This is a genomic window from Sedimentitalea todarodis (assembly GCF_032595355.1).
In the GTDB taxonomy this organism is placed as follows: Bacteria; Pseudomonadota; Alphaproteobacteria; order Rhodobacterales; family Rhodobacteraceae; genus Sedimentitalea; species Sedimentitalea todarodis.
The window spans coordinates 15,461-29,449 of record NZ_JASMWN010000033.1; the positions used below are offsets into that span (position 1 = coordinate 15,461).

10 protein-coding genes and 1 tRNA gene are annotated in these 13,989 nt (G+C 53.4%); 6 read left to right on the plus strand and 5 right to left on the minus strand.

Annotated elements, in window-relative coordinates:
* Positions 1–1,320, plus strand: a complete 1,320-nt coding sequence (locus QO231_RS23840; protein ID WP_316782263.1) for an ATP-binding protein — start codon at positions 1–3, stop codon at positions 1,318–1,320.
* Positions 1,321–1,469: 149 nt separating this feature from the next.
* Here the strand turns inward: QO231_RS23840 and QO231_RS23845 are convergent, their stop codons facing one another.
* The 3 genes from QO231_RS23845 to QO231_RS23855 all read right to left on the minus strand — a co-directional run bounded on the left by QO231_RS23845 (position 1,470) and on the right by QO231_RS23855 (position 4,231).
* Complete coding sequence (locus tag QO231_RS23845) at positions 1,470–2,264, minus strand: lytic murein transglycosylase (protein WP_316782281.1); 795 nt, start codon at positions 2,262–2,264, stop codon at positions 1,470–1,472.
* Between the two features lie 183 nt (positions 2,265–2,447).
* Positions 2,448–3,854, minus strand: a complete 1,407-nt coding sequence (gene glnA / locus QO231_RS23850) for a type I glutamate--ammonia ligase (protein ID WP_316782265.1) — start codon at positions 3,852–3,854, stop codon at positions 2,448–2,450.
* 38 nt (positions 3,855–3,892) lie between these two features.
* Complete coding sequence (locus QO231_RS23855) at positions 3,893–4,231, minus strand: P-II family nitrogen regulator (RefSeq protein ID WP_316782267.1); 339 nt, start codon at positions 4,229–4,231, stop codon at positions 3,893–3,895.
* Positions 4,232–4,401: 170 nt separating this feature from the next.
* On the opposite strand from QO231_RS23855, the gene QO231_RS23860 reads away from it, so the two are divergent.
* Both QO231_RS23860 and QO231_RS23865 read left to right on the plus strand, forming a co-directional pair.
* Positions 4,402–5,952, plus strand: a complete 1,551-nt coding sequence (locus tag QO231_RS23860) for an NAD(P)H-hydrate dehydratase (RefSeq protein ID WP_316782269.1) — start codon at positions 4,402–4,404, stop codon at positions 5,950–5,952.
* Between the two features lie 184 nt (positions 5,953–6,136).
* Positions 6,137–6,220: transfer RNA gene (locus QO231_RS23865), tRNA-Leu, on the plus strand.
* A gap of 121 nt (positions 6,221–6,341) precedes the next feature.
* Here the strand turns inward: QO231_RS23865 and QO231_RS23870 are convergent.
* A complete protein-coding gene (locus QO231_RS23870) occupies positions 6,342–6,509 on the minus strand; it encodes a hypothetical protein (RefSeq protein WP_316782271.1) in 168 nt (55 codons plus the stop codon).
* A gap of 255 nt (positions 6,510–6,764) precedes the next feature.
* Between QO231_RS23870 and QO231_RS23875 the strand changes: the two genes are divergently transcribed.
* The 3 genes from QO231_RS23875 (at position 6,765) to QO231_RS23885 (ending at position 11,876) form a co-directional block, all read left to right on the plus strand.
* Positions 6,765–8,906 (plus strand): YecA family protein, encoded by a 2,142-nt coding sequence (locus QO231_RS23875; RefSeq protein ID WP_316782273.1) that lies wholly within the window; start codon positions 6,765–6,767, stop codon positions 8,904–8,906.
* 286 nt (positions 8,907–9,192) lie between these two features.
* Complete coding sequence (locus QO231_RS23880; protein WP_316782275.1) at positions 9,193–10,365, plus strand: hypothetical protein; 1,173 nt, start codon at positions 9,193–9,195, stop codon at positions 10,363–10,365.
* 503 nt (positions 10,366–10,868) lie between these two features.
* Complete coding sequence (locus QO231_RS23885) at positions 10,869–11,876, plus strand: D-Ala-D-Ala carboxypeptidase family metallohydrolase (RefSeq protein WP_316782277.1); 1,008 nt, start codon at positions 10,869–10,871, stop codon at positions 11,874–11,876.
* A 372-nt stretch (positions 11,877–12,248) separates the two neighbouring features.
* Here QO231_RS23885 and QO231_RS23890 read toward each other — a convergent pair whose 3' ends face one another.
* Entirely contained in the window at positions 12,249–13,691 is a 1,443-nt protein-coding gene (locus QO231_RS23890; protein WP_316782279.1) for a pentapeptide repeat-containing protein, read from the minus strand.
* Between the last annotated feature and the right edge of the window lie 298 nt (positions 13,692–13,989).

Sequence of the window (13,989 nt, forward strand, 5' to 3'; positions counted from 1 at the left end):
ATGTTCTTCCGATGGCTCAAACAATATATGCCGCGCAGCCTGTATGGACGGGCGGCGCTTATCCTGATTCTGCCGGTCGTGAGTGTGCAACTTGTCGTTTCGGTTGCGTTCATTCAGCGACATCTCGAAGACGTGACAAGCCAGATGTCTTCAACACTTGTGAGAGAGCTCGATGTCATCGTGTCCGAGGCAGCCGCGGCAAAGACAGCGGATGCCGCGTTGGAATTGATGCGACCATATCTGTCCGCGTTTGAGATGGATGTGAAGTTTGTCGCACCGGCGGATGTGCCGGATCAGGACTATATTCGCTGGTACGACTATTCTGCTCGCGTGGTACGGCAAACCGTGCGGGACTCCATGCCTGACCTGCTGGCTGCGGTTTTTCACGACAACCGCTCCATTCAACTGTATTTTCAGTCTGAATTCGGCCCCGCGCGGATCAGTTTCAGCCGGCGTAGCGTCACCGCAGCGGCTCCACATCAGTTGATTGTAACCATGGTGTTCTTTGGCGCACTCATGACCATTATTGCCTTTGTGTACATGCGCAATCAACTGCGCCCCATTACCCGGCTGGCGAACGCGGCGCAGGCCTTTGGACGGGGGCGGACGGTGCCCTATTCACCGACGGGAGCAATCGAAGTCCGGGCGGCTGGGGGCGCGTTTCTTGATATGCGATCCCGGATCGAACGGCAGATCGAGCAGCGGACTCTGATGCTGTCAGGTGTGAGCCATGATCTGCGGACGCCGTTGACGCGGCTCAAGTTGGGCCTGTCGATGATTGATGAGGAAGAAGCAGAACCTCTCTTGCGCGACGTGGATGAAATGCAGCGGTTGCTCGACGCATTTCTGGATTTTTCCAGGGGGGTGGCCGAGGGCGAACCAGAGGCAACCGACCCGCACGCCCTGGTTCAACTCATCGCCGAAGATGCCCAGCGGGCGGGCGCACCGGTTCGGCTGGGCGAGATGAGTGGCGAAGGAACCGTCATGATGCGACCGATGGCAATACGCCGAGCGGTCGAGAACCTGATCGGGAACGCGGTTCGATACGGCACTTGCGCCCAGATCTCCGTTACCCTGTCCGAAAAGTCACTGCGGATTCGCGTCGAAGATGATGGTCCCGGGATCCCGGCGGACCAGCGTGCAGAGTCGATCCGCCCCTTTTCGCGGCTGGACCCGTCACGCAATCAGAACAAGGGCAGCGGTGTGGGGCTGGGCCTTGCGATTGTAGCAGACGTTGCGCGGGCGCATGGTGGCATGCTGCGGCTTGGTGAAAGCGATACGCTGGGCGGTTTGAGCGCAGACATCGTGATTGCCCGGTAGACGCAAAGCGCGGTCAGGCCGCGCCAGTTGTGTTTGCGAAGGGTGCCCAAAGCGTTTCGCGTTGGATTCGGGTCACCTGACGCTGCCTGATATCAGAGATTTCAATGCGACAGGTGATACCGGATGGCCAAAGCTCTCCGCGACACGCTCTAGCCGTCAATCCGCGCGGCCATGATCGCGATGGCCTGTTGATAGACCGTCGCTGCGTTCCATTGCTTGATCACCTGAAAATTCGGCTGACCCTGCTGATAGCCTTGGCCGGGTTTCCAGCCCTTCTTGCGCAGGAAATTTGCGGTCGATGCGAGGGCGTCGGTCATGTTGTAGAAATCCACTCTGCCGTCTCCGGTGGCATCAACCCCATAGGTCAGGGCATTTCCGGGCAGGAATTGCGTGTGGCCCAGTTCTCCGTGCTTGGCACCAAGCGTTGCTGACGTCAGGGTTCCCTGATCGACGAGTTTCAACGCGCCGATCGCATGCGGGACAAAGAATGCCGACCGCCGGCAGTCATATGCCAACGTGGTGATGGCAGAGACCACCTGGCTATCGCCCATGAACCCCCCAAAGGCGGTTTCCATACCGTGAATGGAAATCAGGACGCCGGCGGGTACGCCATATTGCCGCTCCAGCGCCGCGTAGAACTGTGGATTGCGCGCCTTGCGCTTGCGGCCCTGGGCGACAATCGTGTCCGCGCCGCGCACCTTCATGAACTTGCTCAGAGAGTATTTGAAGGACTTCTGGTTTCGGTCTGCGGCGATGGTCCGCTTTGCATATTGCGCCTGCGACAATGCCTGTAGACCGCGTTGCTTTATACCTGCCTTGCGGGCCTCATTGGCAAAATCGACTTTCCAGGCTTCAAACCCGGCTCCGGTGTTTCCACAGGTGGCGGCCTGGGCCGACTGCGCCAACCCGATCGACAGGGCCAGGCCAATGGCAAGGCGGTTCATGGACAGTGACTTCATTCTGCTGGATTCTCCCGTCTGTCATTGCCTGATTCTAGCCAGACCGTGACCACTTGGGAACCGGCTTGTGCCCACTCGCGGGACAATGGCATCGAATATCCGCCACGGCACCGAAAAAGGCGCCCCGATTTCGGAGCGCCTAAATCTATCAATAGTGATCCGCGGTGATCAGCAGCTGTAATACATAGCGTATTCAACCGGGTGCGGCGTGTGCTCGTAGGTTTCGACCTCTTCCATCTTCAGCGCGATGTAGCCTTCGATCTGGTCCTTGGTGAACACGTCACCAGCCAGCAGGAAGTCGTGATCGTTTGCCAGTGAATCCAGCGCCTCGCGGAGAGATCCGCAAACTGTTTCGATACCGGCCAGCTCTTCCGGCGGCAGATCGTAGAGGTTCTTGTCCATGGCTTCGCCGGGGTGGATCTTGTTCTTGATGCCATCAAGGCCCGCCATCAGCAGTGCTGCAAAGCACAGGTACGGGTTCGCCGAGGGATCGGGGAATCGGGCTTCGACGCGCTTGGCCTTGGGCGATTCCGAGAACGGAATGCGGATACAGCCCGACCGGTTGCTGGCAGAATAGGCGCGCAGAACAGGCGCTTCAAAGCCCGGGATCAGCCGCTTGTAGCTGTTCGTGCCGGGATTGGTGAAAGCGTTCAGCGTCTTGGCGTGCTTCAGGATGCCGCCGATGTAATACAGCGCCTCGTCCGACAAGTCGGCATATTTGTCCCCGGCAAACAGCGGCTTGCCATCCTTCCAGATCGACATGTTGACATGCATGCCGGTGCCGTTGTCGCCCGCGATGGGCTTGGGCATGAAGGTCGCGGATTTGCCGTAGGCATGTGCGACATTGTGCACGACGTATTTGTATTTCTGCAGTTCGTCCGCCTGTTTGGTCAGCGTGCCAAAGATCAGGCCCAGCTCGTGCTGACAGGACGCCACTTCGTGGTGGTGCTTGTCCACTTTCATGCCGAGCCGCTTCATGGTCGATAGCATCTCGGACCGCAGATCCTGCGCTTCGTCAATGGGGTTGACCGGGAAATAGCCGCCCTTGACGCCGGGACGGTGACCCATGTTGCCCATCTCGTATTCGGTATCGCTGTTCCAGGAGGCGTCGGTCGCATCGACTTCGTAAGACACCTTGTTGATCGTGTTCGAGTACCGAACATCGTCAAACAGGAAGAACTCCGCTTCCGGCCCCATATAGGCCACATCGCCGATCCCGGTCGCCCTCAGATAGGCCTCGGCCTTCTCCGCGGTTCCGCGCGGGTCGCGCTCATAGGGTTCACCGGTGTCGGGTTCCACGACGGAGCAATGAATGCACATCGTTTTTTCTGCGTAGAACGGATCGATATAGGCGCTTTCCGTATCGGGCATCAGTTTCATGTCCGACGCTTCAATCGATTTCCAGCCCGCGATCGAACTGCCGTCAAACATGAAGCCTTCTTCAAGAAAGTCCTCGTCTACCAGATCGGCGACAACGGTCACGTGCTGAAGTTTGCCACGCGGATCGGTAAACCGGATATCCACATATTCGGCATCCTCGTCCTTGATCAGCTTGAGAACTGCGTCCTTGCTCATTCCTGATTTCCCCTTTTGGAAAGAAAATTTGATATCGGTTACAGCGCATCCGAGCCGGTCTCGCCGGTGCGGATGCGAATTGTCTGCTCGACGGAGCTGACAAAAATCTTGCCGTCGCCGATCTTGTCGGTCTTGGCCGCATCAACAATCGCCTCGATTGCGCCATCCACCTGGTCATCGTCGAGGACAACCTCGATTTTCACCTTGGGCAGGAAATCGACGACGTACTCCGCGCCGCGGTAGAGTTCTGTGTGGCCCTTCTGACGACCAAAGCCCTTGACTTCGATCACCGACAGCCCCTGCACGCCAACTTCCTGAAGCGCTTCTTTTACTTCATCGAGTTTGAATGGTTTGATGATCGCTTCGATCTTCTTCATCGGCCCCTCCTGACGGACGATTGCTCAAATGCGGCAGACCACTTCTATTCCGGGTCCACAATCGGTTACGGTGGCCGTGCAAGGGAAGCGCGTGTCAAACTTATTGAGTTGCCCTCTTTCTGAGCGATTTGCACGAAAAATAGGCAACTTTGAATCGACGGGATATGGATATGGCTGAACTCTTGACCGGAGCCCAGATGCGCGCAATCGAACGGGCTGCCATTGCATCGGGAAGTGTAACCGGACTTGACCTGATGGAAAGGGCCGGCGCCGCAGTGGTCGAGGCGATTTTCGAAGAATGGCCGGATCTTGCTTCAGGTGATCATACGGCGTCGATCCTGTGCGGCCCCGGAAACAACGGTGGCGACGGTTTTGTCATAGCGCGACATTTGCACGACCGTGGCTGGACCGTGACAGCGCATCTCTATGGTAAGGCGGAAAAACTGCCAACGGATGCGCGCTCAAATCATGATCTCTGGGTTGCACAGGGACCTTGTGTGCCGCTGACGGATCGCAGCGCGGGCAGCGTGAAAAACATGCCCGATCTCGTTGTCGATGCAATCTTTGGCACCGGCCTGACCCGGCCTGTCGAAGGCGATGCCGAATTCGTGCTGGGCAATCTGGAGACGGTTCGGACCGATTTTGGGGTACGCTGCGTTTCCGTCGATGTGCCCTCCGGCATCTGTTCGGACAGCGGCAAATGGTTGGGCTGTTGCCCAAGGGTTGATCTTACCGTCAGCTTTCACTCGGAAAAACTCGCGCATCGGCTCGAAGACGCTGACACCCACTCTGATAAGGTCGTGGTCAAGGACATCGGTTTGCCCCATGCTGAGCAGAGCGATGAACGTGCCGGTTATGTCTGGATGGTCGAGCCTCCCGCAGCGCGAGCGCTGGCAAAACCAACGCAAGGGCAGAAGTATTCTCAGGGTCACGCGCTCATCCTGTCTGGCGGCCCGGGACGGACGGGCGCAGCCCGGCTGACTGCACGCGGGGCACTCAGGGTTGGGGCCGGGTTGGTGACGTTGGGGGTGCCGTCCAAGGCGCAGGCGGAAGTCGCCTCCCATATCACCGCGATCATGCAAGTCCCGATTGCCAATGCCGAGGCGTTGACGGAGCTCCTTTGGGACACGCGGCTGAATGCGCTCTGTCTTGGTCCCGGGCTGGGCATAGGGGATCAAGCGCGCGGGCTGGTCGAGGCGGCGTTGCCATTGTATCGTGCGACGGTACTGGACGCTGACGCGTTGAGCATGTTTCACAAGGCGCCTGCCGACCTGTTCGAGCTTTGCCATGACCGGACTGTCCTGACACCGCATGGCGGCGAATTCGCCCGCCTGTTCCCGGATCTCGCGGCAAAGCTGGCGGCCGAACCGACCGAGGGCCCGGCCTATTCAAAGGTGGATGCGACCCGCACTGCTGCGCAAAGAGCGGGGTGCACCGTCCTTTTCAAGGGGGCCGCAACGGTGATGGCCTCCGCCGACGGGCGCTGCTCTGTTCACTCGGCACAATACGAACGCGCCGCGCCCTGGCTCGCCACGGCGGGATCAGGGGATGTGCTCGCTGGGGTCATAACAGGACTTCTGGCGCGTGACATGGGCCCGATGCAAGCCTGTGAGATCGCGACATGGCTGCATACCGAATGCGCGCTTGCCTTTGGCCCTGCACTGGTTGCTGAAGACATCCCGGAGCAGATGCCGGACGTGTTTCGTGCACTCGGCGTCTAGACCGCCAGCTGCGTCGAAGTCCAAGCCGTGGTATCAATCCAGCGATTGCCATGAGCGACCGCACGTCATCGCCAGTTTCGATCCTGCCGTCCCGAGCGTCGCCGGTTTTCCTCTCGCATCCGCCCAAGAGCTTTGCTAAGCAACATCATACCGCACGACTTCGATACGATCGCCGTGCGGCTGTGCGGGTGTGGCGGAATTGGTAGACGCACCAGATTTAGGTTCTGGCGCCTATGGCGTGGGGGTTCGAGTCCCTTCACCCGCACCAAATTACCCGACATTATTGATAAATATCAGTTGATTAGATGGATGATGGGAAATTCCATCCACCCATTTACCCCCCCTGACGGCTTCGATAGTTTCCTCTGTACTGCATTCAGTAACGGATATCATTCGCAGTTCAGCATGGCTTGTGTGATGGGCGGATTGTGTTGAAAAACACCGTTTTTGGCAAAATCGGCGAAATTTTTGTCCGTACAGCGCAACCAGCTTTTTGAGACGAGGGGTTCGGCCAAATTAGTCTTCTGCCGCTCATGTGCCAGCTCACTGCGCCTCATGACAGATCTCATCTGACTTTTCGGCATCAAGGGTTCTTTCCGAAAAATTGCGGCATCTAAAATTCGGAGTTTTTCAACACAATCGGCGGGAATCCGACCTTCGCTGCGAGTGCAAATGGGTCAATAACAGTTTCCAAAAGCGGACCTTGGCATTGAACACTACCGAGCTCTGGGATTCGCATCCATGGACCATGGCCGTCAGTTCGCCGATACAGTATCCAAAGGCATACTTTTTTAGAATTTTATGGTGCGAACATGCAAACGGAGCCAAGAACCGAGCGGGAAATATTTGATGACCTTGTGGAGCTTTGTTCGCGCCCTGGCTATGTGCATGCTGTTGCTTACCTTTGCTTTCGGGACAATGTCATCCGCTACAGAAAGGATGTTACCGGAGACGACTTCGCAAAAATGCGATCCTTCGAAAGGCTAATCCGCAACGAAATCAATGCACTTATTGGCTGCATGGTCAAAGCAGAGCTCGATTGGTCACTCCCGGCCCCGGCAGGAATGACCGAGTTGATCGAGTTATCGGATAGTCTTCTCGCCGAATACCACGACCGAATGACGGCCGATGCTTATGGAGGTATGTCAGCCGAAGCGATCCAATCTGGATTTGACCCCATGTCCACCGGTGAAGCGCTTCGGGAAGCGGTTTTCTATGCGGCGGAGTCTGCATACGTTTTTCAGTTTCGTGACATGGCGTGCGACCGCTACGCTAATGACGGTGACTGGCTCATTGACAAAAAAGGCTATTCACCTATCGATGCGCGTGAAATCTGCCGTGCTCTCTTCGACTCCCAAAATCAGATCCTAGCCTCCGTCCTTGGGGAAATGAGGAAGAAACATCCGTCAGAGTGGACTGTTTTGGAGGGTTTTCGGCTCGATATTGATGACATTGCAGCTAGATGCGGAAAAACAACGGAGGAAGTGGCTAAGTTCCTTTCAGCCTTCACCTACCAATCTGAAAAGGGTCACAAGGATTACTCGCAAATTGATGATTTCAATGAGGTAGCTGTAACACCTATCTTGCAAGCGCCGAACGGTGCTCAGTACCTGTTCCAGTACTATCCGCTTGTGGAGGCTTCCTATGACAGCCCCTTCTATTGGTTTTCGGAAGACAAGGAGTACTTCCCCACCGCTTCCAGCAATCGCGGTGATTTTACTGAGACGTTTCTAACTGAACGACTAATTTCAATATTTGGAAGTGAATCCGTCTTTTCTAACGTAGACGTCTACGAAGGTAAGAAACGGATAGGCGAAATGGATTGCCTAGTCGTGTTTGGTGAGTACGCATTGATCTTTCAGGCGAAATCTCAGCGCCTTACTCTTCCAGCCAGAAAAGGAAAGCTTGAGAAACTAAAAGATGATTTTGGCCGTGCTGTCCAGAAGGCGTACGACCAAGCAGTAACTTGTGCGAAGGCGATTCCGAAAGAAGGCGTCCGATATGTCTGCCCAGATGGAAGGGAACCTGATCTTTCGAATATTGAGCGCGTCTACCCAGTGTGCGTCTTGGCGGATCACTATCCGGCATTGGCTATGCAAGCGAGGTCGTTTCTCAAATCAACGACTGACAGCCTACTTGGAGCGCCGCTGGTTTGCGATCTTTTCCTGATCGACGTGGTTACCGAAATGCTGCCATCTCCGTTGCGTTTGCTCAGCTACATCACATTGAGGGCACAGTTTGGTGAAAAGATACTTGTCACCAACGAACTGGCTACATTTGGCTACTATCTACGCCAAAATCTATGGGTCGACGACGCTCTTAATATGATGTTGCTGGACGACACCGTTGCAAGTGAGCTCGATGCAGCGATGACCGTGCGCAGGGACGGTCTACCGGGGAAGGACACCCTAAAGGGCATTCTCACAAAGCTTAAAAATACTCGGCTAGGCAAATTAGTTGCGGAGGTTGAGCATGATCCCAATCAGTTCTCAGTTGGCATGGGCTTGGCTATTTTGGAGATGGGTGAAGACTCGGTTCGAAAAATGAGTTCTACGCTTGATCTCATGATTAGGGATGCCGGGCGCACCGGCGGGCATCATGACTTGACTATCCCTCTTGAGCATAGAGACGCTGGCCTTAGCATACATGTAAATTCCGACCCAAATCAGGAAGCTTCTGACAAACTGCGCTCACACATGTTGTATCGAAAGTATGCTCAGCGTGCGGGAAATTGGTTTGGGTTGTTATTGGAACCGACGACTGGGAAACCGCGATTTGGGGCCAAGGTTCGTGCACCGCACGCATTTGACTTTGAGCTTGAGGCGATCACGACGAAGGCAGCGCCGCTACAAAAGTTTGAAGACCTACCTGCCCAAGTAGTAAAGCGGAAGATCGGTCGCAACGATCCTTGCCCCTGCGGCAGCGGAAAGAAATTCAAGCGCTGCTGTCTTTGATAGCGACGCTTGTACCGTACGAAGGTTCTGGCGAGCGGCTCGTGAATCGGACAGTCTTGAATTCTTTTTTGCGCACGAATGACCACACTGGGTTAGCTGCGCCGCAAAGACCGCAAGTATTTTGAATGACAGGTTTGGGCCGCTCCATCCAAGCAAAGTGAAACTGCCAACAAAGTATCGCGAATTTAGGTGTCGATGGCTTTAGAAAGCGAAGACTTTGCATTGTATTGTTTCAAAGGGTTAGGTCGTGCCATACTGACAGAGTAGTTGGGCCGGAGGACAAACCGTGCGAAACGTTTTCGGCAAGAAGAGCATTATATTTTTATTACTCGTTGCTGTTTTCGCTTTTCATAGGACGCCCAACGTCGCACACCGAGCGATTCCGGATGATTGTCTGATGCTCAAGCCAATTGAAGATTGTGGTACTTTGGAGGAAGTGGGGAGTGCCACCCTGGCGTATGTAGAGTTTGACGATCAAGGTTCATACTACGATCAAAGACAGGCGCTGGTTGCCTATGAAAAAATCCGCAGAGTCTTAGAGGAAAGCGAAGGGAACACAGAATTGTTTGTGTTTGTCCATGGCTGGCAGAACAACGCTTCTCAAGGAAATTCTAATGTCTCCGCCTTCAAATCGTTTCTGGCGGCCAGATCAAAGGAGAACACTGAGCGGCAAACAATAGGAGTATACGTGGGTTGGCCGGGAGAAACGCTCAAATTTCCGCTGAGTCTACTAACCTTTTGGTCAAGGCAAGCTGCGGCAGATCGGGTTGCGGAAGGCTCCGTTCAGGAGTTCTTCGCAACGATCAAACAGATTCAGGCAGACAGGCTAGCCGAATTCGGTGCGGACGAAAAGTTTAGGATATTTACGATCGGGCATAGCTTTGGAGGACTAATCGCATTTCAGGCAAACTCCTCTGCGTACGCAGTAAAGTATGGAGCCAACCATCCGTACAATCGCTACAATCCGGTTGTCGATGGTTTAGGCGACGTTTTGGTACTGATAAACCCCGCCATTGAAGCAGAGAGGTTTTCCGTCCTGCATTCGCTCAGTACTGAGTACCCAAAATACCCTTTTTACTCTCCAAACTTGGTTGCAGTTGGGTCCGAAACAGACTGGGCAACTAAAATCATGTTCCCAATGGGCGTGGTTCCCACGGCCATTTTTTCAAGCCAGCTAAGAGGCGACCAGTGGATAGATGCTTTCACCACTGTCACAAATTCCAAGAGTTATTTGACACACTATGCATCCGTTCGTGAAGAAGGGGTCTACGTTTGCGAGCAAGACCACGGCCCAAGCCAAAGAAGCGTTCCATTTTGGTTTGTGGAAGCTGATCGCAATTTGATAGACGGTCACAGCGACTTAGACGGTGAAAAGTTACTGTGGCTGTTCCGTTCTATTCAGCTGCATATACGAGAAAAAAAATACGGTGGCTTAGAACGCTGCCCAGATCTTCATTAACCAGTTTTGGCGTTGACCACCTTCTCGCTAAGGCTCTTCGTTGTCTTTCTCATAATCCGCTACTTGGTGGTTACAAAGCGTAACAAACCCATTATTAGCACTATACCTAACTGGACCCATTATCGCTGACGTCAGACACGTATTGATTTCCGTGAAAAGCAAAAAGTGTGTGCGCTTCAATCGTTCTGGTGACTCTTCAGATACCACTTCGACCAATGTCCGCTTGCGGGGATTGCATCGCAGCATCCGTTCGTAGGCCGAAAGACCGCTGTGGGCCGGGCGCGTCGCCGGGTTGGCATCCGAGGCTTACAGTCATGCCGCAGCGCGGAAGGCGGCTCGGAGCCCAGAGACACAGATGCTGCGCTGCAAATGAGTGTCTGCTTCCGTTGCGTACATCACCGTTTTTCAGGCAGCGTTCCAAGGTTGCCTAAACCAATCCGAATGTCTAGCGTTTGAGTACAAGGTTTATTCACAAGGAATTCATCGAAGGGATTGGCGCGACTTTGTCTGAACTGAATGAAGAAATCGAAGAACTCCTAACCCTTCATAATGAAGCCGATACGCGGAGGTATGAAGCTCGGTGGGGTTTTTACAAGGTAGTATTTGGCACGACTATTGTTGGTGTTGTTGCGGCGATCTTGCCTTACTGGATTCAAATAGTTCAGGAGCGCTCTAAGCAAACTAACGATTATCGAAGTTTTGTATCTCAGTATATTGAAAACGGAATTTCTCAAGACATCGAATTGCGTATACGTTTTGCCGAGTATTTTAGCTATCTTGCTGACGACGCATCTAGAAATGCATGGGCCAAATATCATGTGGAACTTAAAACACGCAGAGATAACACTAGAGATAAAATAAACTCCCTAGAGAAGGAGCGGGCGAATCTGATTGCGCAGGGTGACGATGATCTGAGCGAAGAAGATCAAATAGCATTAGCCGAATTGAGCCGAAAACTATCATGGGCTTACGGAGAGGTTGGATATGCCCAGAGGAACACAAGTATTGTTCAACGACAGGACTCGTCAACAACCCGCGCTATTGGGATTGAGGACCTTGATCCAGCCTATTTAGAAGAGTTTTCAAAGTTTTTTTCTGACAACGATGTGAAATACGTCAAACCTGAAGAGGTACTCGTAATGGGATCAGCGCACCATGATGTCGGCAATCGGTGCTATGGCTTGAATGGCCCACCTCCAAAAGCAATGTGGCCGAACATCGTCGGGGTTACGAGAGCTATAGACGAGTTACGAGATCGCACTGATGCGGATGTGACTATCATTAGTGCTTTCAGAACACCTCAATACAATTTATGCATCGGAAGTGCGACCCGAAGTGTACAGATGACCTTTTTGGGTGTAGATGTTTCGTCTTCAAACTGGTCGGCTGCGCAGTTGGCAACCTTTTTCCGAAGTATCAGGGAAGAAGGAGTATTCGAAGGTGGGGTTGGTGAATACGACACTTTTGTTCATCTCGATGCGCGCGGTACCCGTGCCGACTGGTCTCAATGAGTGCGACTTGACACATTGGCTTCATAGCCAGAGTTTGAACCACCTACACCTCAGATGATAAAGCGGTCATTAGAGACAATTGCAGCGAAGGACAGAAAAGTCCGCGTCTTACCAGTTCAGGCACCGCGCAGCGAACGGCTGTGATGCCCCGATCCGGCCACTCGTGACCAACGCGGCGAAGTTCCAGAAGAGCCCCAAAGCAACCGATGCTGCGGGCTGCACGAAGGTCCGTATTGAGGGACAGCTAGACAGCCAGGAGGCGCATGCGGAAAAGGCGTTGAGGTATTGGGAATTTGAGAATTCATTCGAGCACCTAGGGTCTATTAAAAGCGCCGCAATGGGATAATGAAATCGACCTCTAAAGACTGCGGGTCACTCCGTTTCACACACATCCGGTGGCAAATCTCGTTTGTGCCTTATTGGATCAAACCGGCACAGCATAATTCTATCCAATAAGTCGTCTTTGCCATACGGTGGCATGTCTTTCCAAGCCCAGGTTCCTTCCAAATTTGCTTCGGTAAGAATCGGCTCTGGGACGTAACCGTTCTCCTTAACAAATTCGTCGTACGTCTGTTGGTCGCGCGCTTTCTCTTCCTCGCTGCGATCATCATTCGAGAACATTGCCTCTTCGACGTAAGCGCCGCTAAGGTTTGCATTTTTTAGATTTACCGCGCGAAAATCTGCCTCTCCTAGAATCGCACCAGTTAAGTTCGCTGAAGTCAGGTCAGTCGAACTTAGAGTTGCGGTGCTCAGCTGAACTTGTGACAAGTTGGCAAAGGCCATGTTTGCCAACGAGAGATTTGCTCTGAAAAGGTCAGCTTGACGAAAATCTGATGCAGTAAAGTTGGCGTAAGTCAGTGATGCGTTTCTCAGGTCGGCACCGATGAGCAGGGATTTTGAAAAATCTACGCTGGGAACGGAAATTTGATTGCGAACGAGATTCTGAAGCAGCAAACCCCTTTCTGGGCTAAGTTCAGGAAAAGAAAATTGTTGCTCCAGAGCGACGGACATGTCCAATGGCTGGCCGTTTGAGATAGCAACAGGGTAGGGAGTGCTTGTTGTGGCAAAACTAGTTACTTTGTTGATCAAAGCACCTGACATGTAATAAACTTTGGCTTCGGATGCCTCATCCCACTGGTCGACAACGTTGACTCGTCTGAAACAAGATTCTTCAACGACGCCGTTGCATTCTTTTTCGATGTTCAGAGGTTCATTTCGAATCTCTTCGAATAGAGCATCCATCCCGCCCGATAGTGCGGCCCGTCGCGAGCCTTCCAGCAGAATTGAAGCAGCGATGTTCGCTTGCGTTTGCAGGACGATTTGTTCGTTCTGCTCCAAAATCCGCTCGTTTTGCGTGTCCAGTTTTAGGTTCTGCTCGTTCAGCAGAATGATGGTAGCAGCACCTATGGTGCCTCCAACCACGGTCACCAGCAGCCAAGCATAGAACTGAAGTGAACTGCGCCGAATGAAGAACAGTGCTAGTGAGATCAACGCGCCTTTTTGACGATCTTGACTGGACGGATTCGATATTTCGTTGGGGTTTGACAATTGGTCGACGACTTCAGTCACCATTTGCTGTGGATCACTCAGGGAAGCCGCACCCAATTTTCGCTGAAGGAAGCGCTTCAAGATCAGGTACCCGATTAACAACGCCGCCCCAAAAGCCCCTAGAAATGAGAGCGCCCAGCCAGCAATTTCTGTGATATTTTCTGTGAAAAACGCCGCGATTTGGGCAGTCTCCATTGCCGCTTTAACAAAGAAGCCCGCGAAAAAAGTGAGCACAAAGAAAAGTGTCCAAATTGCTGGTTTTTGCAAGTTCGGATACCTCATTTGACCTGGTTGAATTACGGCAAAAGCCACTTCGTTCAGAAAAAGCAGATGCGACCTTGCCCGTTGATCCGAACGGAGTATCGCCCGTTCCGTCAATAAACACAACGCTTCTCAAATGGTGCCTAAGCAGCCATTGATGCATTCGTAGCGAATTAGCGCTTTGTTTTAGGTTTTTCGATGCGGGCCATGGTGCGAGATTTCAGCTTGTGCTGAGCGTGGCCCGCGTTGGGAAACCTGACTAGGAGGAGGCCGCGGGAGGTGTGTGATTTCCTATGGGGAAAGC